At 72.3% G+C, this 22,404-nt stretch carries 23 protein-coding genes; 11 read left to right on the forward strand and 12 right to left on the reverse strand.

Translation table 11 applies throughout. The features are described 5' to 3' along the window. Nucleotides 1–3: 3 nt before the first annotated feature. A complete protein-coding gene (gene scpA / locus AB0P17_RS33185; protein WP_365816826.1) occupies nucleotides 4–2,232 on the reverse strand; it encodes a methylmalonyl-CoA mutase in 2,229 nt (742 codons plus the stop codon). After that, the gene (locus AB0P17_RS33190; RefSeq protein ID WP_365816828.1) at nucleotides 2,232–4,151 is read right to left on the reverse strand and encodes a methylmalonyl-CoA mutase family protein; all 1,920 of its coding nucleotides are present in this window, start codon (nucleotides 4,149–4,151) and stop codon (nucleotides 2,232–2,234) included. Before AB0P17_RS33190 ends, scpA begins: the two co-directional genes overlap by 1 nt. Before the next feature lie 492 nt (nucleotides 4,152–4,643). On the opposite strand from AB0P17_RS33190, the gene AB0P17_RS33195 reads away from it, so the two are divergent. Beyond that, nucleotides 4,644–5,516 (forward strand): undecaprenyl-diphosphate phosphatase, encoded by an 873-nt coding sequence (locus tag AB0P17_RS33195; protein WP_365816830.1) that lies wholly within the window; start codon nucleotides 4,644–4,646, stop codon nucleotides 5,514–5,516. Nucleotides 5,517–5,562: 46 nt separating this feature from the next. On the opposite strand, the gene AB0P17_RS33200 is transcribed toward AB0P17_RS33195, so the two are convergent. Continuing rightward, nucleotides 5,563–5,742, reverse strand: a complete 180-nt coding sequence (locus tag AB0P17_RS33200; protein ID WP_365816832.1) for a hypothetical protein — start codon at nucleotides 5,740–5,742, stop codon at nucleotides 5,563–5,565. A 166-nt stretch (nucleotides 5,743–5,908) separates the two neighbouring features. Here AB0P17_RS33200 and AB0P17_RS33205 point away from each other — a divergent pair, with 166 nt between their 5' ends. From AB0P17_RS33205 to lnt, 3 genes are all read left to right on the forward strand, one after another. Then, nucleotides 5,909–6,079 carry a hypothetical protein gene (locus tag AB0P17_RS33205; RefSeq protein ID WP_365816834.1) on the forward strand — a complete coding sequence of 57 codons (171 nt, stop codon included), beginning with the start codon at nucleotides 5,909–5,911 and terminating at the stop codon, nucleotides 6,077–6,079. A 412-nt stretch (nucleotides 6,080–6,491) separates the two neighbouring features. Then, complete coding sequence (locus tag AB0P17_RS33210; protein ID WP_365816836.1) at nucleotides 6,492–6,947, forward strand: nuclear transport factor 2 family protein; 456 nt, start codon at nucleotides 6,492–6,494, stop codon at nucleotides 6,945–6,947. Between the two features lie 144 nt (nucleotides 6,948–7,091). Beyond that, on the forward strand, nucleotides 7,092–8,726 hold the full coding sequence (lnt, locus tag AB0P17_RS33215) for an apolipoprotein N-acyltransferase (protein ID WP_365816838.1): 1,635 nt from the start codon (nucleotides 7,092–7,094) through the stop codon (nucleotides 8,724–8,726). On the opposite strand, the gene AB0P17_RS33220 is transcribed toward lnt, so the two are convergent. Both AB0P17_RS33220 and AB0P17_RS33225 read right to left on the reverse strand, forming a co-directional pair. Then, nucleotides 8,641–9,555: a Gfo/Idh/MocA family oxidoreductase gene (locus AB0P17_RS33220; RefSeq protein ID WP_365816884.1), complete on the reverse strand. Its 915-nt coding sequence runs from the start codon at nucleotides 9,553–9,555 to the stop codon at nucleotides 8,641–8,643. The two genes, lnt and AB0P17_RS33220, sit on opposite strands and share 86 nt — an antisense overlap. 46 nt (nucleotides 9,556–9,601) lie before the next feature. Then, nucleotides 9,602–10,867: an FAD-dependent monooxygenase gene (locus AB0P17_RS33225; RefSeq protein ID WP_365816840.1), complete on the reverse strand. Its 1,266-nt coding sequence runs from the start codon at nucleotides 10,865–10,867 to the stop codon at nucleotides 9,602–9,604. 103 nt (nucleotides 10,868–10,970) lie between these two features. Between AB0P17_RS33225 and AB0P17_RS33230 the strand changes: the two genes are divergently transcribed. The 3 genes from AB0P17_RS33230 (at nucleotide 10,971) to AB0P17_RS33240 (ending at nucleotide 12,925) form a co-directional block, all read left to right on the forward strand. After that, entirely contained in the window at nucleotides 10,971–11,672 is a 702-nt protein-coding gene (locus AB0P17_RS33230; RefSeq protein WP_365816842.1) for a TetR family transcriptional regulator, read from the forward strand. Nucleotides 11,673–11,749: 77 nt separating this feature from the next. Beyond that, nucleotides 11,750–12,292 carry a DinB family protein gene (locus AB0P17_RS33235; protein ID WP_365816886.1) on the forward strand — a complete coding sequence of 181 codons (543 nt, stop codon included), beginning with the start codon at nucleotides 11,750–11,752 and terminating at the stop codon, nucleotides 12,290–12,292. Between the two features lie 159 nt (nucleotides 12,293–12,451). Next, nucleotides 12,452–12,925 (forward strand): hypothetical protein, encoded by a 474-nt coding sequence (locus AB0P17_RS33240; RefSeq protein ID WP_365816844.1) that lies wholly within the window; start codon nucleotides 12,452–12,454, stop codon nucleotides 12,923–12,925. A gap of 61 nt (nucleotides 12,926–12,986) precedes the next feature. Here AB0P17_RS33240 and AB0P17_RS33245 read toward each other — a convergent pair whose 3' ends face one another. From AB0P17_RS33245 to AB0P17_RS33275, 7 genes are all read right to left on the reverse strand, one after another. Then, nucleotides 12,987–13,451: a hypothetical protein gene (locus AB0P17_RS33245; RefSeq protein WP_365816846.1), complete on the reverse strand. Its 465-nt coding sequence runs from the start codon at nucleotides 13,449–13,451 to the stop codon at nucleotides 12,987–12,989. A gap of 70 nt (nucleotides 13,452–13,521) precedes the next feature. Then, a complete protein-coding gene (locus AB0P17_RS33250) occupies nucleotides 13,522–14,205 on the reverse strand; it encodes a uracil-DNA glycosylase (RefSeq protein ID WP_365816848.1) in 684 nt (227 codons plus the stop codon). A 106-nt stretch (nucleotides 14,206–14,311) separates the two neighbouring features. After that, nucleotides 14,312–15,103: an SDR family oxidoreductase gene (locus tag AB0P17_RS33255; protein ID WP_365816850.1), complete on the reverse strand. Its 792-nt coding sequence runs from the start codon at nucleotides 15,101–15,103 to the stop codon at nucleotides 14,312–14,314. Between the two features lie 17 nt (nucleotides 15,104–15,120). Next, on the reverse strand, nucleotides 15,121–15,882 hold the full coding sequence (fabG, locus tag AB0P17_RS33260) for a 3-oxoacyl-ACP reductase FabG (RefSeq protein WP_365816852.1): 762 nt from the start codon (nucleotides 15,880–15,882) through the stop codon (nucleotides 15,121–15,123). Between the two features lie 232 nt (nucleotides 15,883–16,114). Continuing rightward, a complete protein-coding gene (locus AB0P17_RS33265) occupies nucleotides 16,115–16,543 on the reverse strand; it encodes a DUF3037 domain-containing protein (RefSeq protein ID WP_365816854.1) in 429 nt (142 codons plus the stop codon). Then, nucleotides 16,540–17,400: a HipA family kinase gene (locus AB0P17_RS33270; RefSeq protein ID WP_365816856.1), complete on the reverse strand. Its 861-nt coding sequence runs from the start codon at nucleotides 17,398–17,400 to the stop codon at nucleotides 16,540–16,542. The genes AB0P17_RS33265 and AB0P17_RS33270 overlap by 4 nt, the downstream gene beginning before the upstream one ends. Nucleotides 17,401–17,747: 347 nt before the next feature. Continuing rightward, nucleotides 17,748–19,139: a Mucin-2 gene (locus tag AB0P17_RS33275; protein WP_365816858.1), complete on the reverse strand. Its 1,392-nt coding sequence runs from the start codon at nucleotides 19,137–19,139 to the stop codon at nucleotides 17,748–17,750. A 512-nt stretch (nucleotides 19,140–19,651) separates the two neighbouring features. Here AB0P17_RS33275 and AB0P17_RS33280 point away from each other — a divergent pair. From AB0P17_RS33280 to AB0P17_RS33295, 4 genes are all read left to right on the forward strand, one after another. Then, nucleotides 19,652–19,810: a hypothetical protein gene (locus AB0P17_RS33280; protein ID WP_365816890.1), complete on the forward strand. Its 159-nt coding sequence runs from the start codon at nucleotides 19,652–19,654 to the stop codon at nucleotides 19,808–19,810. Beyond that, nucleotides 19,807–20,385, forward strand: coding sequence for a sigma-70 family RNA polymerase sigma factor (locus AB0P17_RS33285; RefSeq protein WP_365816860.1), 579 nt, complete (start codon nucleotides 19,807–19,809; stop codon nucleotides 20,383–20,385). The genes AB0P17_RS33280 and AB0P17_RS33285 overlap by 4 nt, the downstream gene beginning before the upstream one ends. Continuing rightward, on the forward strand, nucleotides 20,369–21,262 hold the full coding sequence (locus AB0P17_RS33290; RefSeq protein WP_365816862.1) for a hypothetical protein: 894 nt from the start codon (nucleotides 20,369–20,371) through the stop codon (nucleotides 21,260–21,262). Before AB0P17_RS33285 ends, AB0P17_RS33290 begins: the two co-directional genes overlap by 17 nt. 485 nt (nucleotides 21,263–21,747) lie before the next feature. After that, a complete protein-coding gene (locus tag AB0P17_RS33295; RefSeq protein ID WP_365816864.1) occupies nucleotides 21,748–22,317 on the forward strand; it encodes a MarR family transcriptional regulator in 570 nt (189 codons plus the stop codon). Nucleotides 22,318–22,404: the final 87 nt, after the last annotated feature.

Raw genomic sequence — 22,404 nt, forward strand, 5'->3', positions numbered from 1 at the left:
CGTTCACCGCTCGTGGCCGAGCGAGGCCGCCAGGGAGACCAGCAGGTCGTGCGCCGCGTCGGGGATGACCGTGCCCGGCGGGAACACCGCCGCCGCGCCCGCCCGGCGCAGCTCCTCGACGTCCTGGGGCGGGATCACCCCGCCGACGACGATCATGATGTCCTCCCGGCCCTCCGCGGCGAGTTCCTCGCGCAGCGCCGGTACGAGGGTGAGGTGCCCGGCGGCCAGCGAGGAGACGCCGACGATGTGCGCGTCGGCCTCGACCGCCTGCCGGGCCACCTCGGCCGGCGTCTGGAAGAGCGGGCCGACGTCGACGTCGAAGCCGAGGTCGGCGAAGGCGGTCGCGATCACCTTCTGGCCGCGGTCGTGGCCGTCCTGGCCCATCTTGGCCACCAGGATGCGCGGGCGGCGTCCCTCGGCCTCCTCGAACTCCCGGGCGGCCGCGCGGGTGCGCTCGACGGCCGGGGAGCTGCCTGCCTCGTTGCGGTACACACCGGCGATGGTACGGATCTGGCCCGAGTGGCGCCCGTACACCTTCTCCAGTGCGTCGGAGATCTCGCCGACGGTGGCCTTGGCGCGGGCGGCGTCCACCGCGAGGGCGAGCAGGTTGCCGTCGAGCCCGGAGCCCGGTCCGGACGCGGCGGCGGCGGTGAGGGCGCGCAGCGCGTCCTGGCAGGCGGGCTCGGAGCGCTCGGCACGCAGCCGGCGCAGCTTCTCGATCTGCTGGGCCCGTACGGAGGAGTTGTCGACCTTGAGGACGTCGATCTTCTCGTCGGTCTCGACGCGGTACTTGTTGACGCCGATGACGGGCTGGCGCCCGGAGTCGATCCGCGCCTGGGTGCGGGCGGCGGCCTCCTCCACCCGCAGTTTCGGGATGCCCGCGTCGATGGCCTGTGCCATGCCGCCGGCCGCCTCGACCTCCTCGATGTGCTGCCAGGCGCGGCGCGCGAGGTCGTAGGTGAGCTTCTCCACGTACGCGCTGCCGCCCCACGGGTCGGTGACCCGGCAGGTGCCGGACTCCTGCTGGATGAGGAGCTGGGTGTTGCGGGCGATGCGGGCGGAGAAGTCGGTGGGCAGGGCCAGCGCCTCGTCGAGCGCGTTGGTGTGCAGCGACTGGGTGTGGCCCTGGGTGGCGGCCATCGCCTCGACGCAGGTGCGGGTGACGTTGTTGAAGACGTCCTGCGCGGTGAGCGACCAGCCGGAGGTCTGTGAATGGGTGCGCAGGGAGAGCGACTTGGCGTTCTGCGGGTCGAACTTCCGGACCAGCTTGGCCCAGAGCAGCCGGGCCGCCCGCAACTTGGCGATCTCCATGAAGAAGTTCATGCCGATGGCCCAGAAGAAGGAGAGCCGGGGCGCGAACGCGTCCACGTCGAGCCCGGCGCCGAGTCCGGCGCGCAGGTACTCGACGCCGTCGGCGAGGGTGTAGGCCAGTTCCAGGTCGGCGGTCGCGCCCGCCTCCTGGATGTGGTAGCCGGAGATCGAGATGGAGTTGTAGCGGGGCATCTTCCGCGAGGTGTACGCGAAGATGTCGGAGATGATCCGCATCGAGGGTTTCGGCGGATAGATGTAGGTGTTGCGGACCATGAACTCTTTGAGGATGTCGTTCTGGATGGTCCCGGCGAGCTTCTCGGGCGGTACGCCCTGTTCCTCCGCCGCCACGATGTAGAGGGCGAGTACGGGCAGCACGGCGCCGTTCATCGTCATCGACACGCTCATCCGGTCGAGCGGGATGCCGTCGAAGAGCCGTCGCATGTCGTAGATCGAGTCGATGGCGACCCCGGCCATGCCGACGTCGCCGGTGACCCGGGGGTGGTCGCTGTCGTAGCCGCGGTGGGTCGGCAGGTCGAAGGCGACCGACAGGCCTTTCTGTCCGGCCGCCAGGTTGCGCCGGTAGAAGGCGTTGGACTCCTCGGCGGTGGAGAACCCCGCGTACTGGCGGATGGTCCAGGGCTGGTTGACGTACATCGTGGGGTACGGGCCGCGCAGGTACGGCGCGATCCCGGGGTAGGTGCCGAGGAAGTCGAGCCCGGTCAGGTCGTCGGCCGTGTAGAGCGGTTTGACGGCGATGCCCTCGGGGGTGTCCCAGCGGAGGTCGTCGTCGCCCTTCCCGGTCCGTTCCTTGAGGGCGGTGCGCCACTGGTCGGCGGTGACCCCGGCGCTGACGGTGCTGTCGGCGCTGACGGCGCTGTTATCGGGGTTCAGTTCGATCTCGGAGAAGTCGGGGATCCCCATCACGCCACTCCCATCCGGTCGAGGACCGAGGTGAGAACGGCGATCGCGTCGCCGCCCGCGACGACGAAGTCGTCGACCCCGGCCCGTACATAGGTCTCACGCTGTTCGCCGGGGCGGCCGGCGAGGAACACCTGCCCGGCGCCCGCCGACTTGAGCGCCTCGGCGACGGGTGCGGCGCCCTCGGCGTAGAGCGCGTCGCTGGAGCAGACGCAGGCGATGCCCGCCCCGCTGCGGGTGAAGGCGTCGGCGGCGGTCGCCGGGTCGCTCAGGTCGGCCGGCCCCGGGTCCTGGACGGGTTCGATGCCCCCGGCCTGGAAGAGGCCGGCGGCGAAGGCTGCGCGGGCGGTGTGCGCGGCGGCGGGGCCGAGCGTGGCGAGGAAGACACGGGGCCGGGAGCCGGTGGCGGCGAGGTGCGCGTCGGAGCGGGCGCGCAGTTCCTCGTACGCCTCGTCGCGGTGGACGACGGGCAGCCCGCCCGTCAACGGCACGGACGGCGCGGGCGGCGCGTCGCGCTCCACCGGGGGCTGGGACAGCTGCGGGAACTCGCTGACGCCGGTGATGGGTTCGCGTCGCCGGGCGAGGTTCGTGGCGCGCTCGGCCCAGGTGGCGGCGAGCCGTTCGCCGACGAGTCCGGAGCGCAGGGCGGCGTGCTGGCCGCCGGCGCGTTCGATCTCCTGGAACCAGGCCCAGGCGGCGTGGGCGAGTTCGTCGGTGAGGCGCTCGACGTACCAGGAGCCGCCCACGGGGTCGATGACGCGGCCGAGGTGGGACTCCTCCAGGAGGATCGTCGAGGTGTTGCGGGCGATCCTGCGGGCGAAGGCGTCGGGGAGTCCGAGGGCGTGGTCGAAAGGGAGCACGGTCACGGCGTCGGCGCCGCCCACCCCGGCGGCGAGCGCGGCGACGGTGGTGCGCAGCATGTTCACCCAGGGGTCGCGACGGGTCATCATCACGGCGGAGGTGACGGCGTGCTGGCGCTGCGCCGAGGCGGCGGCTCCGGCGCCGCTGACCTCCGCGACGCGGGCCCACAGCCGACGGGCGGCACGGAGCTTGGCGATGGTCAGGAACTGGTCGGCGGTGGCCGCGTACCGGAATTCGAGCTGGCGGCAGGCGGCGTCCACGGAGAGCCCGCCGGCGGTGAGGTCGCGCAGCCAGCCGACGCCGGTGGCGAGGGAGCACCCCAGTTCCTGCGCGTCGGAGGCGCCGGCCTCGTGGTAGGGCAGGGCGTCCACGGCGATGGCGCGCAGCCCGGGGTAGTGGCGGTCGCAGAGCGCGGCGAGTGCGGTGGCCTCGGCCGTACGGTCCGTCACGTCCCTTCCCGTACGGGCGAATCGGCCGACCGGGTCGGCGCCGAGGGTGCCGCGCACCGCCTCGCGGGCCACTCCGCGCTCGTCGTGGAGCCTCAGCAACTCACGTGCGGCGGGATCGAATGCGTCACCCGCGTCGAGTGCGACGGGTGCCAGGTCGAGATGGACGCCGTCGAGCGCGGCGGCCAGCGCGGACACGGGCACCCCGTCCGCGCCGACGGCGAGCCACAGGGAGGTGACCCCGTTCTCCAGGTCGGCGAGGACCGCCTCGTTGGTCAGCGCGGGGTCGGGGCGGGTGTGGCGCTGGCGTACGTCCCAGCCGGAGACGGCGCCGCCCTCCGGCCTGCCGCCGCGGGTGAACGGCGCGAAGCCGGGGAAGCCGCCGGCGCCGGGGGCGCCGTCGGGCGCTGCGCCGGGGGCGTCCTCCGCCGTGTAGAGGGGCCGGGTGGACAACCCGTCCTGGAGCGCGGTGGAGAGCGCTTCCTCCGCCGCCGCCCCGGCCGCGTCCCGGCCCGACCTGCGCAGCACACCTGACACCAGGTTCTGCCACTGTTCGCGGGTCGCGTCGGGGAACTCGGCTGCCAGGGAAAGCCCGTCATCATTGAGGACCGTCATGGCGCGATCGTAGGACAGCGCGTTGATCGCGCAGCAGAGCGCGTGGCTGTGACCTTCCCCTCTCCCACCCCTTCTCCCGCCCCCTCCGGGATCCCTTCGGGTGAGGGTTCCGCCGGTGCGGGCGCGCGCGGTGCGGGAGGGCGGCGTACGGGCGGTGTGCTCCGTACGGCGGACCCCGTGACGTCAGATCCCTGCCGCCGTCCGTTCACCCGCAGGCGCTACGCTGCCCACGCCCGGGACGATGAGATCGCCATAGTTTGCGCCTGAACGGGGTCATTTGACATGCCATGACTCCGCCCCAGCAGCGCCGCGCAGAAGAGGAGTCAGCGCCTGCGACCCCTCTCCTTCCTCCGTATGAGCGACCCCCTGTCCGGCCCGCCGGCCCTCACCCGTCCCGCACCCTTCCCTCGTCCACTGCCCCTCACCACCGCTCACCGGACCGTCGTCGCGCCGGCCGGTGGCTGATCATCTTTTGGATGGCGTCCTCCTCCCATGTCTTGGTTCGAATCTTTCATCCTGGGGCTCGTCCAGGGGCTGACCGAGTTCCTGCCCATCTCGTCCAGCGCGCATCTGCGGCTGACCGCGGTGTTCGCGGGCTGGCACGACCCGGGCGCGGCGTTCACCGCGATCACCCAGATCGGCACCGAAGCGGCCGTGCTGATCTACTTCCGCAAGGACATCGCCCGCATCCTCTCGGCGTGGTTCCGTTCGCTGACGAACAAGGAGATGCGCGGCGACCACGACGCGCAGATGGGGTGGCTGGTCATCGTCGGCTCGATCCCGATCGGGGTCCTGGGCGTCACGCTGAAGGACCAGATCGACGGGCCGTTCCGGGATCTGCGGCTGATCGCCGTCACGCTGATCGTGATGGGCATCGTCCTGGGCGTCGCCGACCGGCTGGCGGCCCGCGACGAGACGGGCGGCAAGCACCGCGCGATCAAGGAGCGCAAGTCGCTGCGGGACCTGAGCGTCCGGGACGGTCTGATCTTCGGCTTCTGCCAGGCGATGGCCCTGGTGCCGGGCGTCTCCCGGTCGGGCGCGACGATCAGCGGCGGTCTGCTGATGGGCTACACGCGTGAGGCGGCCGCCCGCTACTCCTTCCTGCTCGCGATCCCGGCCGTGCTGGCCTCGGGGGCGTACGAGCTGAAGGACGCGGGCGAGGGCCATGTCTCCTGGGGACCGACCCTCTTCGCGACGCTGGTCGCCTTCGTGGTGGGGTACGCGGTCATCGCCTGGTTCATGAAGTTCATCACCACGAAGAGCTTCATGCCGTTCGTGATCTACCGGGTGCTGCTGGGCATCGCCATCCTCGTCCTGGTCGGTACGGACACACTGAGCCCGCACGCGGGCGAGTCGGCCGGCTGACCGCGTACGGGCCCTGGGTGACCGGGGCGGAACGGGGACCGGCGGCTCAGGGGAAGAGCACGATCCCGACGGCGATCACCAGCACGACCACGGCCACGATGGCGAGGATGCTCCAGGTACCCCGGTGGAGCAGCGGAGCCCTCGGGCCCCCGCCGCGCGGCCGGTCCTCCGCCAGCTTCGGGTGGGGCGGGCGGTCGCTTGCGTAGAAATCCGCTTCCGACAACATCTGAACCTCCTCACAGAGGTCACCACTCACGTGGCTTATACCATCAAAAGTACCAAATGCCCGTGAAGTGACCACTGGATGCGTGAGGGGTTGCCTACCACGAGTGTGAGCAAGGACGCTCCCGGAACGGCACCGGGCGTCCCCCGGCTGCCCCTAGGCTGGTCACATGTCCTCCACTTCCGCATCCGCCATCCGGGCCTCCGGCGCCGTAGCGGCCAATGAGCGGATTCGCGCGCTCGTCGACGCGGCCGACGGAACCTGGCCCTCGGAGGCGTACGAAGTCCTCCTCCTCGAATGGGCCGCGGCCCTGCACGACGACGTCGACCAGGCCGCCTAGGGCGTGTTTCGAAAGTAGCGCCGTCCGCCCGCAGGGCGGGGCTCGCGGCGTCTGGTGCACTGCACTCGCTCCGCTCGCTCCGTCTCGGCACATTGATTCGTCCTGTGGACGCCGAGCGCGATCGCAAGGCGGAGGATCGGCGCCCTCGATGGCCTGGCCGTACGTGGACGACTCCGACAACGCAGCGAGCGTGCGTGCCAGGCGTCGCGAGCCAGGCGGGATTTTCGAAACACGCCCCAGGGCCTCTCGTAAAGACCCTGGGCCCGTCGGGGCGCCGGGGCGCCGTATCCGGCGCGGAACGGCACAGAAGAGCGCTACACCGCACAGCCCCTGGGCCATCCAGGGGCTGTTCCTTTTGCGGCCCGCGTGCGCGTCTCTTGGCCCGGGGCCCTCCCTGCCGGAGACTGAACCGATGACACAGCGTGTGGATCTCGCGACCGTGATGGACCGTCTCGCCATCGACGAGGTGATCACCGGCTACGCGGTGGCCGTGGACGAGGGCGACTGGCCGGGATTCCGCGCCCTGTTCACCGCGGACGGCCGCGCCGACTACACCGCGGCGGGCGGTATCGAGGGCCCGGCGGCCGAGGTCGCCGACTGGCTGGCCGGCATGCTGCGCCCGTACAGCGTGCGTCAGCACCTGATCGTCAACCGGCGGCTGCGCCTCCAGGACCTGGGCGGCTACACCGGGGACCGGGCGGATGTCCGCGCCGACTACCTGAGCCCGCTGCGCCGCACGTCGGGCGCGGACCTGCTGCGTGGCGGCACCTTCACCTTCGGGCTGATCCGCGACGACGCCCGGTGGCGGCTGCGTACGGTCGCGGTGCACGAGAAGTGGCGGCGCGGCCCGGATACCGCCACCCTCTGATCCCACCTCCCCCCTGATCCCGCCTGCCCCTGGTCCCTCCTGCCCCCTGATCCCGCTTCGCCCGATCCCGGCTTCGCCGCCGATCCCGCTTCGCCGCCGTCCTGCGGGGAAGGGTCTGCTGGACGGACACGGCGAGGAGGCACGGTGACGGAGGGGACCACGGCCGTCCTGCGGGAACGGTCACGGCGGGGCCCGGGCCTGGCGTCGCCGTGGTGGCGCGGGGCCGCGGCGTTGGCGGCCGGGGCGCTCTCCGCGCCGGCCTTTCCCGCGCCCTCGCTGTGGTGGCTCGCGTATGTCTCCCTGGTGCCCTGGATGCTGCTCGTACGGAGCGCCCCCACGCCCCGCCGGGCCGCGCTGGACGGCTGGCTGGGCGGGCTCGGCTTCATCGTCGCCGTGCACCACTGGCTCATACCGAGCCTGCATGTCTTCATCGTGCTGCTGGCGGGCCTGCTCGGGCTGCTCTGGGCGCCCTGGGGATGGCTGGTGCGCTCCGTGCTGGGCGGCCCCGCGCCGTCCGCGGGACGCGCGCTCGCCGCGCCGGCCGTGGTCGCCTCGGGATGGCTGGTGATCGAGGTGGCCAGGTCCTGGGAGGGGCTGGGCGGACCGTGGGGACTGCTCGGCGCCAGTCAATGGGAGGTCGCCCCCGCCCTGCGGCTCGCCTCGGTGGGCGGGGTGTGGCTGGTGAGCCTGGTGGTGGTCGCGGTGAACACCGCGCTGACCCTGCTGATAACGGTGGCCGCCGCACGGACCGCCGCGGCCGTGACCCTGGTGGTCTGCGGTCTCGTGGCCGGCTCGGCGGCGGCCTGGGCGCCACGAACCGAACCGTCCGGCCGCGCCCGGATCGCGGTCGTCCAACCGGGCGTCATAGGCGGCGCCGACTCCGTCGAGCGGCGCTTCGCCCGTGGCGAGGCCCTGACCCGCACCCTGGCCGGGCAGCGGCCCGCCCTGGTGGTGTGGGGCGAGAGCAGCGTCGGAATGGATCTGGAGAGGCGGCCCGATCTCGCCGGCCGGCTCGCCGCGCTCTCCCGCACGGTCGGGGCGGAGATCCTGGTCAACGTGGACGCGCGCAGCACGGACGCGTCGGGGCGCCCGGGCATCTTCAAGCGCGCCGTCCTCGTGGGCCCCGACGGACCGACCGGCGATACGTACGACAAGATGCGCCTGGTCCCCTTCGGTGAGTACGTCCCGGCGCGTGCCGCCCTCGGCTGGGTGACCTCGGTGGGCAAGGCGGCGGGCGAGGACCGGGTGCGCGGCACGCGCCAGGTGGTGATGACGGCGCCGGAACCGGGCGGGGGCCGGCTGCGGTTCGGGCCGCTGATCTGCTTCGAAACCGCCTTCCCCGACATGAGCCGGCGGCTGGTGCGGTCGGGCGCGCAGGTGCTGGTCGCCCAGTCGTCCACCTCGTCGTTCCAGGGCAGTTGGGCACCGGAGCAGCACGCGTCGCTGGCGGCGCTGCGGGCCGCGGAGAACGGCCGTCCGATGGTCCACGCCACGCTCACCGGCGTCAGCGCCGTCTTCGGCCCGGACGGCCGGCCGGTCGGGAGCCCCGTCGGTACGGAGCGCTCCGCCGCCACCGTCTTCGACATACCGCTGGCGAACGGCACGACCCCGTACGCCAGGCTGGGCGACTGGGCGGTGTACGGGGCGCTCGCCGTGCTGGCGGTCGCGCTCGCGGTGGAGGGCGTACGGTCGCTCAGGCGTCCCGGGGCCTCTCGGCCGACACCGCGTGTACCACCCGCTCGCACAGCTCGTGCGTCCGCAGGGCGTCCTGTGCGCTGAGGGCCCGGCCGGCCCGTACGGCGTCCAGGAAGCTCAGGACGCACTGCTCGACACCCCGCTGCCGGGCGACGGGCACCCAGTCGCCGCGCCGCCGTACGCTCGGCTGCCCCTTGTGGTCGATGATCGTCGCGAGATCGTGGACGGCCCGCTTGGTGTCCTGCCCCGAGACCTCCAGGATCTCCTCGGCGGAGCCGCTCAGCCGGTTCATCATGCCGATCGCGGTGAAGCCGTCGCCGGAGAGCTGGAGCACGACGTGGTGCAGCAGCCCGTCCCTGACCCTGGCCCGCACGTCGGTGTGCTCGACGGGTCCCGGCAGCAGGAAGCGCAGGGTGTCGACGACATGGATGAAGTCGTCCAGGACGAAGGTGCGCGGGTCCTCGGGGAGCCCGACGCGGTTCTTCTGGAGCAGGATCAGTTCGCGCGGGTGGTCCAGGCACTGGACGTAGCTCGGCGCGAAGCGGCGGTTGAAACCGACGGCGAGACCGACGCCGCGCTCCTCGGCCAGCTCCACCACCCGTCGCGCGTCGGCGAGTTCGTACGCCAGGGGCTTGTCGACGTACGTGGGCACGCCCGCCGCCAGCAGCCGCGTCACGATCTCGGCGTGAGCGGCGGTCGGGGCGTGCACGAACGCGGCGTCGAGACCTTGCGCGAGCAGGGCGTCCAAGTCCCGGTGGCAGTGCTCGGCGGGGACGCGGAAGGTCTCGGCGGTGCGCGTGAGGGTCGCGGGACTCCGGGTCTGGAGGTGCGGTTCGACCCCGGGGAGGGTGGTCAGCACCGGCAGGTACGCCTTGTGCGCGATGTCGCCGAGCCCGATGCAGCCGACCTTCACGGGGATCTCCCTGGCGTGGGTGGAGCGCGGTCGCTCCACGGTGGGTTCAGTGCTCCGCGCGGCCTTCTTCCCGCTGTCCGCGCGGTGTTCCGGCAGCATACGGGCGCTGCGGTGGACGCCAGTCGGCGATGCCGTCGAAGTTCCGCAGCACGAGCCCCGGGACGAGCCGGGACACTCCCGCGACGAGGTGGTCGCGCAGCGCCGCGGTGACCACTCCGCCGGCTCCGGACAGCCGGCCCGTCCGGTGCGCCTGGCGGACGATCGCGGTCGTACGGGGCAGCCGCGCGGCGGTGTACGCGGCGAGGTCGGGGACGCCCCCGGCGGTACCGGGTCCCGCGTGGTGGGCGAGGACGACGGCGTCCTCGATCGCCTGGTTGCCGCCCTGCGCCAGGGTGGGCTGCATGGCGTGGGCGGCGTCCCCGATCAGCGCGGCCCGGCCGCGGTGGTACGCGGGCAGCGGCGACCGCATCTCGTGGACGTCGTGGCGCAGGACGTCCCCGGGCGCGGCGGCGTCGATGATCCGGGGTACGGGGTCGTGCCAGTCGCCGAAGAGCCGGCGCAGCTCCGCCCGTTCGTCGTCGGGGGCGTGACCGCCGGCGGGCGTCACGGCCATGGCGTACGCGTACACGCGGCCGTCCTTGAGCGGCTGGGTGCCCCAGAGACGGCCCCGGCCCCAGGTCTCGTGCGGCGCGAACGGCCGCCCGGGCGGCGGGACGACCACACGCCAGGTGGTGTATCCGGCGTACACCGGTCCCGGGTGGCCGGGGAAGAGCATCCGGCGGGCGGCGGACCGGGCGCCGTCGGCGGCGACGACGAGTTCGGCCGCCAGGGCGCCGTCAGGGGTGTCCACGACGGCGGCCCTCGGGCCGAAGCCGGTACCGGAGCCGTCGCCGGAGCCGTCGCCGGGGCCGCCGCCGGGGTCGGTGAGCGTGGCGGCGGCCCCGGTCCGTACGGTCCCTTCGGGGAGCGCGTCGCACAGGATCCCGACCAGGGTGGCCCGGTGGAGCAGGACGAGGGGGCCGCCGAACCGCTCGGCCGCCGCCTGCCCGTCCATCCGGTTGAGCCAGCGGCCCCCGGGGGTACGGAGCCCGCCGGCGCCCTGCCAGGCGGAGAGCTCCCTGACCCGGTCACCGAGACCGATGACATCGAGCGCGCGCTGCGCGTTGGGCATGAGGCCGATGCCGGCGCCGACCGGGGTGAGCGCGGGGGCGCGTTCCAGGACGGTGACCGCCCAGCCCCGCTGGTGCAGGGCGATGGCCGCGGTCAGACCGCCGATTCCACCGCCGATGACGACGGCACGGGACTGGTTCATGGCGTCTCCTCCTCCGGCCGCGCCGATTCCGACGCGAACTACAGATGTAGTGGCGTGCACCGGCAGCGTACTACGGGTGTAGTGGTCGGGATAGATTGGCCTCATGCCCCCTCGCACGACACGCCCCACCAACACGCCAGGCACCAAAGGCACCTCAGACACCTCAGGCACCGGCACCGGCACCGGCGTCACGGGCACGGCCCGCGCGGAGCTGATCGCCGATGCCGCCCTCGCCCTGCTCGTCGAGCGCGGGATGCGCGGTCTCACGCACCGGGCGGTGGACGAGCGGGCCGGGCTCCCGCAGGGCTCGACGTCCAACCACGCCCGCACCCGGCAGGCGCTGCTGGAGGCGGCGGTACGGCGCCACGCGGAGCGCGAGATGCGGGTGCTCACCCCGGACGAGATGCCCGCGGCCCTGGGCGGCGCGGCCGGTCCCGTCGACGCGCTGGCGCTGGCCCTGCACCGCTATCTGACCCGCCACCCCGATCTGCTCATCGCCCGCTACGAGCTGGCGCTGGAGGCCACCCGCCGCCCGGAGCTGCGGGCCTTCTACGACGCGACGGGCAGCCAGTTCCGGGAGCCGCTGATCGCGATGATGAGGGCGGCGGGATCGGCCGAGCCCGAGCGGCACGCGCTCTCGCTGGTCGCGTGGTGCGAGGGGCTGATGTTCTCCTGCGCGGCGGGCTCGTACCACAGCGCCGTACCCACCCTGGACGAACTGCGCCGCGGCTTCGCCGAACTGCTGCGCGGCATGGTGGGCGACCTGACGCCGCGGCCGGGCGACGGGCCGGGCCCCGCCGGATAACCCATGGCAGCGGCCGTCGGCCGTACGTGAGGATGGCCGCCATGACGACTTCCGAGACGAACACGGCGACCGCCCCCATGCCCGCCGCCGCGACCGCCCCCGTGCCCGCCGACACCCGCACCGTGCCCTCCAGTTTCGCGGGCGAGCGCGAAATGCTGGAGGGCTGGCTCGAATTCCACCGGGAGACCCTCGCCCTGAAATGCGCCGGGCTGACCGGGGAACAGCTCAGGGAGCGGGCCGTACCCCCCTCGGAGCTGACCCTGCTCGGTCTCGTCCGGCACATGGCCGAGGTCGAGAGCTCCTGGTTCCGCAACCGGCTCCGCGACGAGAAGGCCCCGCCGTTCTACTTCACCGACGCGGACCCCGACGGGGACTTCCACGCCGGTCCGGACGACACCTGGGAGGAGGCGTACGCCACCTGGCAGGCCCAGATCGCCTATGCGCGAGAGGTGGCCGCGCCCCTCCCGCTCGACCATCGCGGCTCGGGCGAGCGGCAGCGGAACAGCGGCGACCCGTTCACCCTCCGCTGGATCTACGCGCACATGATCGAGGAGTACGCCCGGCACAACGGCCACGCCGATCTCCTGCGTGAGCGCCTGGACGGCGCGACGGGCGACTGACCCGCTCGCGGCGCCGAGATCCGGGCACCTCCGCGCCGGGCGGCCGGTCACGCCGAGCCGTCAACGCCGCAGGCCACACGCCCGGCGGCTTCACCCGTACGAGCCATCACCCCCCTCCTCGGCTCGCGAACGGCGCCCGCGCCCAGCAGAGTTGCGCGCGTGCAGCGAACGAGAAGCGTGGCGATGGCCCTGCTGGGCATGGCGGTCACGGCCGTCTCCGGATGTGTGGCCGTGGGCCCGCGGCCCCCGCAGGACCCCCGGCCCGCACCCCCGGCGACCGCCCCCGCCCCGGAGCCCGGCGGAGTGGAGCCACAGGTCGTGCAGTCCCCGGTCAAGGAAGCCCTGGAGCGGATGACCCCCACCCCGAAGCCGCCCGCCTCCCCCAAGGCGTCGCACCCGGCCCACACCCGGGAGTCCGGCGCCGGGACCGCGGGCCCGGGAAATGCCCCGGCCCCGGCACCGGCGGAGCTCGGCCAGGGCCGGCTCCACGAGCGGCCCCATGAGCCGCCGCGGCGACGGCCGGCCGCACCGCTCCCCTCCGTACCGGCCCTCGCCGACCTCTGCGCCTTCGGCGAGGGCTACGCGCGCTGGCCGGCCGACAGCCCCCAGGCCGGCATCTGTCGTGGGACATAACAGAATTACGCCACGGAGCCACGCCCCTCGGATCACGCCCCCGCGTTCACCATCCCCCCGCTCACCACTCCCCCAGCCTGCGCTCCAGGCGGTCGATGCCCGTCCGGATCCCGTCGCCGTACCCGGCGGGCCCGAGCGCGTCCGCCGCGTCCCGCGCCCGGTCGAGATGGAGCCGGGCCGCCTCCGGGCGCTGGAGTTTGAGATAGTCGGCCGCGAGATTGAGATGGAGGGACGGGCAGAAGGCGCGGACGGCGGGCGACGGCTCCCCCGCTTCCCCGTCCGGCCCCTCCACCGCGGTCAGCGCCCGCAGGTCCCACGCCAGTTCGTCCCCCGGGTCGTCCTGGGCGTCGGCCATGTAGTGCGCGAGGGTGCAGCGGTGGAGCGCGTCCCCCGCCTCACCGATCTCCGCCCACAGCTCGCCGAAGCGGTTGCGCGCCTCCTCGCGGTCACCGGCGTGGAGCAGCATGACCGCCTGCCCGATCCTGGTCAGGACGGCGTCCGCCGACGCCTGCCGCTGCTCCGCCACTGCCGCCTCCGCTTGCCCGTCCCATTGGTCCGACGAACATCACGCTAACCGCCCCGCCGGGCATTCGCCCTCAGCCGAGGTCGGGGATGCGCCAGTCGATGGGCGCGTGGCCCTGCGCGGCGACCGCCTCGTTGATCTGGGTGAACGGCCGCGACCCGAAGAACTTCTTCGCCGACAGCGGCGAGGGGTGCGCGCCCTTCACCACCACGTGACGCTCCTCGTCGATCAGGGGGAGCTTCTTCTGGGCGTAGGCGCCCCACAGGACGAAGACCGCCGGGTCGGGCCGCTCGGCCACGGCGCGGATCACCGCGTCCGTCACCTTCTCCCAGCCCTTGTTCTTGTGGGAGTTGGCCTCGCCCTCCCGGACCGTCAGCACCGCGTTGAGCAGCAGGACCCCCTGCTGGGCCCAGGGCATCAGATAGCCGTTGTCCGGCACCGGAAGGCCCAGCTCCTCCTTCATCTCCTTGTAGATGTTGCGCAGGGAGGGGGGCGTCCTGACCCCGGGACGGACCGAGAAGCACAGCCCGTGCCCCTGGCCCGCCCCGTGGTACGGGTCCTGGCCCAGGACCAGGACCTTCACCTGGTCGTACGGGGTGGCGTCGAGCGCGGCGAAGACCTCTTCACGCGGCGGGTAGACCGGCCCCTTCGCCCGCTCCTCCTCGACGAAGTCGATCAGCTCCTTGAAATAGGGCTTCTCCAGCTCTTCGCCGAGGACACCACGCCAGGACGCGGGCAGCATGTCGGTCTCGGTCACGTCAACAACCTCCGGTAAGCGATCACTTGTACCCCCTGAACCTACCGGTGGCCACTGACAATCGCTCCTACCAGCTCTTTCTGCCCGCGGGGACCGGGATCGGCGGTCAGCGGACCCCCGCGTTGAGGAAGATCCCGCCGTCGACCACGAGCGTCTGCCCGGTGATCCAGTCCGACTGGTCGGAGGTGAGGAACGCGGCGGCGCCGCCGATGTCCTCGGGCACCCCGAGCCGGCCCAGGGGGTACGCGGCGGCGGCCTCGGCCTCCCGGCCCTCGTACAGCGCCACGGCGAACTTCGTCTTGACCACGGCGGGCGCGATGGCGTTGACCCGGACGCCCGGCGCGAACTCGTGCGCGAGCTGGAGGGTCAGGTTGACCATGGCGGCCTTGCTCATCCCGTAGGCGCCTATGAACGGGGACGCGGAGATCCCGGCGACGGAGGCGATGTTGACGATCGCGCCGCCGTTCTCCTTCTGCCAGGCGCGCCAGGTGTGCTGGGCGAAGCCGAGCGCCGAGACGACGTTGGTCTCGAACACCTTGCGGGCGACGTCCAGGTCCAGCTCGGCCATCGGGCCGAAGACCGGGTTCGTTCCCGCGTTGTTGACCAGGAAGTCGACCCGTCCGAACGCCTCCATGGCGCGCTCGACGGCGACCGCCTGGTGCGCCCGGTCGTGCGCCTTGCCCACCACTCCGATGACCCGGTCGGCGCCGAGCCGCTCGACCGCCGCCTTGAGCGCGTCCTCGTTCCGGCCGGTGATGCACACCCGGTCGCCGCGCGCGACGAGCGCCTGGGCCACGCCGTATCCGATGCCCCGGCTCGCGCCGGTGACGAGTGCGGCCCTCCCGCTCTCCGGGGCCCGCTCGCCGCGTTCCGCGCGTTCTTCCGTCTGCTCCGTCATGTGGACCGCCCCCGGTGTCAGTTGAGCGGTCCGCCGGCGACGTACATGACCTGTCCGGAGACGAAGCCCGCCGCGTCGCCCGTGAAGAAGGCGATCGCGTTCGCGACGTCCTCGGGCCGTCCGACGCGCTGCACGGGGATCTGGGTGGCGGCCGCGGCCTGGAAATCCTCGAAGCCCATGCCGACGCGGGCGGCGGTCTGGGCGGTCATCTCGGTGACGATGAAGCCCGGGGCCACCGCGTTGGCGGTGATGCCGAACTTGCCGAGCTCCTTGGCGAGCGTCTTCGTGAAACCCTGGAGGCCGGCCTTGACGGCGGCGTAGTTGGCCTGGCCCCGGTTGCCCAGCGCGGAGCTGGAGGAGAGGCTGACGATACGGCCGAACCCGGCGTCCACCATGTGCTTCTGGCAGGCCTTCGCCATCAGGAACGCGCCCTTGAGGTGGACGTTGACCACGGTGTCCCAGTCGGACTCGCTCATCTTGAAGAGCAGGTTGTCCCGCAGCACGCCCGCGTTGTTGACGAGGATGGTCGGCGCGCCCAGTTCGGCGGCGACCCGCGCGACGGCCGCCTCCACCTGGGCGGCGTCCGAGACGTCACAGCCGACGGCCAGGGCGGTGCCGCCCGCCGCGGTGATCTTCTCGACGGTGTCCTTGCAGGCCGCCTCATCGAGGTCGAGCACGGCCACGGCACGGCCCTCCGCCGCCAGCCGTACCGCGGTGGCGGCGCCAATGCCGCGCGCCGCCCCGGTCACGACCGCTACGCGCTGCTCGGTGGTGGACATCCCTGATCTCCTCGCCCTAGGATCCTGCGGCCCGATGCTGAGCAACCGCTTAGTAGGTTCAGCAGACAGACGCTAGAAGCCGCAGCACGCCGTGTCAACGGCCGAGGGCGCCGGAGGGTGTGATCCGCCGCTCCGAAGGGCGAGGAGAAATGCAGAGGACGCAGAGGACGCAGAGGACGCAGAGGACGCAGAGGACGCAAACGACTCAGCCGCCCCGGACGGCCCGGACGACTCAGAACACGAGCAGACGCAGCAGCCGTTCCGCCTCGGCCCGCGGGTCGGACGTCAGTCCCGTGTGGACGGGGCCGGGCTGCACTACGGTCGAGCGCGGGGCGATCAGCCAGCGGAAGCGCCGGCCCGCGTCGTCCGTGCCGGCCTGTCCGGCCGCCTCGCCGCCCGCGCAGATGTTCTCGACCGCGCGCAGCGCCGCCCGTACCCCCGCGAGGTCCGCCCGGGGGTCGAGGACGGACAGCTTGGCCTCGTCGAGATGGGTGAGGGCGCCGACGTACGACTGTGCCCGGCAGTAGACCAGCACCCCGGCGTTGAAGCACTCGCCCCGCTCGACGCGCGGCACGACCCGCAGCAGCGCGTACTCGTAGACGTCCTTGTCGCCCTTGACGTTCTTGACGTACGTGGGCTCGGTGAAGCCGGTCGCGCTCACTGGGCGCCGCCCTTCTCGCTCCGCGCGCCGTGCGCGCGCCTCGGCTGCGGGGCCAGCCGGTCGGCCAGCCATCCCGGTGCCCGCGAGGGCCGTTCGGGGCTGGGCGCGTCGAACGTGACGCGCCCGTGGATCGTCGCGGCGCGCTCCAGGAGCGGCGTCACGTACGCGCGGCGCAACGCGTCGGTGGAGTCGAAGCCGGGCTCGTCGGCCAGCCATTCCTCGGGGACTTCGGCGGTGATCTCGGTCAGCAGTCCCTCGGTGACCAGCGGGGCGAGTCGCTCGGCGGCCGCGGCGATATCGGGGGCGAACGGCGCGAGCGCGTGGTCGGAGGCGTTGTACGGCTTGGCGGCGGACGCCTGGGCGCCCGGCCAGTTGTGGTGCCAGATCATGGTGGCCCCGTGGTCGATGAGCCAGAGATCGCCGTGCCAGACCAGCAGGTTGGGGTTGCGCCAGGAGCGGTCGACGTTGTTGATGAGCGCGTCGAACCAGACGATCCGGCCCGCCTCCTCGGAGCTCACCTCGTACGCCAGCGGATCGAAGCCGATCGATCCGGGGAGGTAGTCCATCCCGAGGTTCAGCCCGCCGCTGGCCTTCAGCAGCTCCTGCACCTCCTGATCGGGCTCCGAGAGCCCGATGACGGGGTCGAGTTCCATCCGCACCAGTTCGGGGATCCGCAGGCCGAGCCTGCGGGCGAGCTGGCCGCAGATGACCTCGGCGACCAGGGTCTTGCGGCCCTGGCCCGCGCCGGTGAACTTCATGACGTACGTGCCCAGGTCGTCCGCCTCGACGATCCCGGGGAGCGAGCCACCCTCACGCAAAGGCGTGACATAGCGGGTCGCTACGACCTCTTCCAGCACTTTCCCAGGCCACCCTTCTCTTCAGTCTTACAATCCACGGACGGCTTCTCCGGGGTGCAGAGGCAGGAATCACCGGTCGACGACGCTGGGAAGAATCCGGGGAGTTTCGGCCGGCAAGCCGGTCTCCCCGCTCCCCCAGCAGACCGCCGATGATGCCGTGCCCCTTGCTGCCGGTTTCCGGCATGAAGTGAGCATAGTAACCGAGGGTGATCGCCGGCGAGGAGTGTCCGAGTCACCGAGCCGGGGTCACGACGGACTCTCCGGTTTCCAACATGATCGAGGCGCAGGTGTGCCGAAGCGTCGCCCGGGTACCGGGCCGTACGGGTACCGCGGGTTCTGCCCGGCGATCAGGCGGGAACGCCGGCCCGGTTCAGGACGGCGGCCATCTCGTCCTCGGGGAGCGTCGGGTTGGCACCTGCGCTGGAGGCCAGTTCAGGGACATGAAGTGCCTCGCGGAGCCGGTGGAGCGGCAGGCGCGGGTCGCCGGCCGCTGCCTGGCGCGTCCAGACCGCGGGGTCGTGGCTGAGCCGTTCGATCAACGCGGGCGTGGCGGCCGGGTCCCGGACGGCCAGCCGACGGTAGTTCCCGTCCGGGTGGTCCGCGTAGCGCGCGGCGAGACCCTCGCGGGGAAAGCGGGGATGCGTCTCCGCCATCCAGGCGGAGAACGTCCCACCGAGCCGCGCGTACACACGCATCAGGACCTCCTCCGGGGTGTCGGGGTGGTGCACACTCAAGAGGTCCTCCACCAAGGGGTCCTCGGTGCGCGCGAGCAGGCGCACGAGATCGGGCGGCAGGTGGGGGCTCCGGGCGGCGGTGCGCCGGAGCAGCGGGTGGGCGGAGGTCGCGGCCCGACGCAGCACCTCGGGGTCGGCGAGCCCGTCCCGCACCCACCCCACGTTCGCCCTGTCGAAGTCCCCGACCGTGAAGTCGATGGCCATGCGCCGCGCCTCGTCCAGCTCGGGCCTGAGGGAGACCGCGAGCCGCACGGCCTCGTCGGGGTCGACGGCGAGCTGCTCCACGAGGTCGGTGGGCAGCGACGGGTTCTCGGCGAGGGCGGCCAGGTGCGTCCGCTCGGCGACGCGCCGTTCGGCGTCGGCGTGGTGGAAAAGCCCGTGGCGCAGCACCTCGGCGGCGGACTTCGGATCGCGGAGGAGTGCGGCGGTGACGCGCGAGTCCCGTCGGCACTCCCACAGTGCGGCGGCCCGCCGCACCTCGGGGTCAGGGTCGGCCAGCAGCGCCGACCGCTCGCCCGGCAGCAGGATCTCCCATACACGCACCGCGTCCCGGCGCGCCGCCGGATCGTGATGCGTAGCCAGCGAGGCCACGAACGATGGCGCCAGATGGGGCGAGTCCAGCAGGGCCGCGCGTACGGAAGGGTCAGGGTCGTCGAGCAGGCGGGCGCACACGTCGTCCGGCAGCGGCGCGACCGCCGTACGCGGGTCGCGCCACTCGGGTCCGTGCGCGAGAGCGGCCCGCACCGTGGGGGAAGCGTCGTCCACGAGCCGGGCCCGCTGCGCGGGCTCGGCCCTGGCGCTCATCGCGAAGTCGATCCGAGCGCCCGGGTTCGGGTGAACCAGGATCACCGCGACGGCTCGCTCGGGAAGTCCAGCCCGCTGGAGGGCGTGACGGGGCGGGCCGTTACCGCCGCCGTCGAAGGCGAGCAAGCGCAGCAGCAACGGTGTCGGCAGCGCCGGGTTGCGGGCGACTCCGTCCAGCGCGGACGCGTGGAACGCGACCATGATTCCCCTACCCCTGTGTCCCCGTCGGCTGGTCCACGACCATGATCCACCGCCCGTCAGGCCCGTCCGGCGGGCGGGCCGTCATGATCGGGCCTTGTCGTGGAGGAGGTTCGGGAGACCCCGGCCCGCACGGCGCGTCGCGACGGCGACCGGGAGCTTCCCCGCGCGCTCGGTGACCTGCGCGCCGATTGGCGACCCGTTCATCTCATGTGAGCTGCGCCACATAAAATATGACAGGATGTTTGCTTGATTTGCTGTCAAACATATCGAGCGCCACGCTCCCCCGCTTCTGCGCAGGTGAGAGCCGGTACTCAAGATCGCGACGGTGACCGCGTGAGCATACGGGAACGCGTATGTGTCGCCATAACATTGCAGTGAGTGATTTTCTTCGGATTGCCCCTGCACACAGGCAGCTTGACGAGCGTCGTAAGCAATGGAAGCGCAAAACAGCGCCTCCCGGGACTGCTGGGGACAGACCCGCCGCTTGCCGCTCGGAGGGGATACGACCGCTTGTGACCATGGAACTTGCCGGGGACGTGACCATGCTCGCCGTCACGATCAGAGTGTTCGGCCGGGACATCGTCGTCCTGCTGCGCCGGCTGGCAGCCGCCGGAGTCCGCGCCGGGGTCTCGGAAATGAACCGACGCGACTACGGAAGGGACGGCCGGTGACCACGGACCGCACCCGCCCCACCTACGGCACCACGCCGATGACCAGCCCTCTGCCCCTGGACTTCTCCGCCTTCCACCAGATGCACCGACCCCGCTATGTCAGCTACGCCAGCACCTTCCTCCACAACCGCGCCGACGCCGAAGAGGTCACCGACGACACCTTCGAGCACCTCCTGAAGAAGTGGAACCAGATCCTCGCCAGCGACAATCCCCCCGCCTACGCCTGGCGCGTGCTCCACCACAAAGTCATCGACTACGCCAAGGCCCGGGCCCGCCGACCCCTGATGGACGAAGCCGCCTTCGACACCGCGGCGCTGCGCGAGGCCGTCGACCCGATCGGCCAGTTCACCGAGTCCCTCGCCCTCTTCCGGGCCATGCGCCTGCTCACCGGACGCCAGATGGACGTCATGGTCATGCGCTACCTCCACGGCCTGTCCCCCGACGAGGTCGCCGACGAACTCGGCATCACCAGCGCCACGGTCCGCTCCACCGACCGCCACGCCCGGCGCCGCCTGCGCGAAATCCTCGGTCCGGACCGCACCATGGAAGGACACACCGATGACCTCCCCCATTGAAGAACTCCTCTCCCGGGCCCGCCTGGTCTCCGAGCCCTACCGCCAGGAAGACCTCGACGCCGCCGAACAGCGCCTGCTCGCCCGCGTGAACGGCACACCCGAGGACCCCGCCCTCACCCCGGCCGAGCGGACCACCCCGGGCGAACAGGAGGCGGCGCAGGCCCTGCAGACGCTCTGCGAGACCGTCGTCGCCCGCACCACCCTGGACTCCCTCAGCGCGTTTTTCGCCGCCAGCCTCCCCGAACCGCACGGCGCCCGCGTCCTGGCGTGCATCCTCCACCTGCGGGACTCGGGCGAATCCGCCCGCTTCTGGTGGCAGTACGCCGCCGGAGCCGGCGACGCCGCCTCCGCCTACTGCCTCCACCTCCACCACCAGGCCCTGGGAGAAGCCGGCGAAGCCCTCTGGTGGCACGCCCAGATGCGCCGAATCCAGACCCGCCCACCCGCCACCACCCCCGCCTGCCCCGGATCGGCGGTCCGCACCTATGTGGGCGCGGACGTCCCCGCGGACGTCACCGCCGTCCTGACGAAAGCATCGATGCCGGACTCCAGCCTCCTGCCCACCGCGCTGCGCATCATCAACGCGCTCAAAGCGGAGAAGAAGAAACTCAACGGTGTCGTCCCCGACGTTCCCCCCGCGGTGGGAGCCGTCCTCGACTACGTCCCGGCAGCCGTGGGATACGTCGACGACGACCTCGACCTGCCCCTGCCCAACGCCGACTTCCCCGAGCAGATCCGCACCCTGACCACCTGCACCCCCAAACCACCCGCACAGCACAGACCCGGCACGGACCGCCTGCCCGCACGGCCCTCCGGACCACGCACCGATACCACCGCGCGGCGCCACCCCAAGGTGCAATCTGCGTGCGGCCGCTGAGCCCGTTGACCTCGGGCCGCCCGGCAGCGCATGCGACGGGGCCGCCGGCCGAACGGCCGCGGCCCCGCCCCTGCGCGTTCCGACCGTTACCGGGCAAGGATGAAATCCCTCATCAGAGCCTCCTTGCCGGGAATGAGGGTCAGGACGGGGCAGGACGGGGCAGGACGGGTCAGGCGGTTGCCGCGATTTCGCTGCCCCTCGACGCCTTGAGCGCCGAGGCCATGGCGGCCGTACCGATGACCACGAGCCAGATCTGCAGCGGATGGCTCGCGAGCCGTTCGGGCAGGCCGGGGCCGAGGCCGAGATGGAAGGCCGTGATGCCGGCCTGGCCGCCGAGGGCGAGTAGCGCTCAGAGGAGGCCGAGGGCTCCCAGGGTCATGCCGGTTCGGGCGAGAACAGGGGAGCTGCCGCGGATCGCGATCGCGCTCAGGACGATCGTATATTTTCCGTGGCAAGTAACAGATCCGCAGGGGAGACCGGTGCTCATGACGTCACCGAAGGCCGCGTACGACAGCAGCTCAGTGGGACTGCCGCTGTCGCGCGAGGAGAAGTCGGTCTCCGTACCGCTCCTCGGGGTCGTCATGCTGCTGCCGCGGGCACTGGACGCACGGCTGCAGCGCGAGACCGGACACTCGCTGCACGAGTACCAGGTGCTGCTGTGGCTGTCAGTGAGCGAGGGCGGCCGCCAGCACATGACCGCACTGGCGGAGGCGGCCCATGTCACGCCCTCCCACCTCTCACGGCTCGCCGCGCGCCTGGAGCGCCGCGGGGCACTGAAGCGCCTGCCCAGCCCCGACGACGCGCGCAGCGTCCTCGCCGAACTGACCGATACCGGCAGACAGCTGCTCGCCGAGGCCGCTCCCGTCTACCGGGCCGCCTTGCGGCAGTTGGTCTTCGACCAGCTGCCCGAGTCGGACATGGAGGGCTTCGGCCGCCTCAACGACTCCGTTCTGGCCGCGCTTCGGGCCAACGGCACCGTGCCGACCGCGATGGAGCCGGCCCTCGGCAACGGCACAAAGGTCGACGAGGCCGGGTCCGGGGCTCAGCGCCTGTGACTGCTGCTCTTGGCGGCCGTCAAGGAGGGAGCCTGGCGCGCGGTACGGCCCACGGCGCGGCCCGATGCCGGTGCGGGCCACGCGCCG

The sequence above is a fragment of the Streptomyces sp. NPDC088124 genome (assembly GCF_040685895.1).
Lineage (GTDB): Bacteria > Actinomycetota > Actinomycetes > Streptomycetales > Streptomycetaceae > Streptomyces.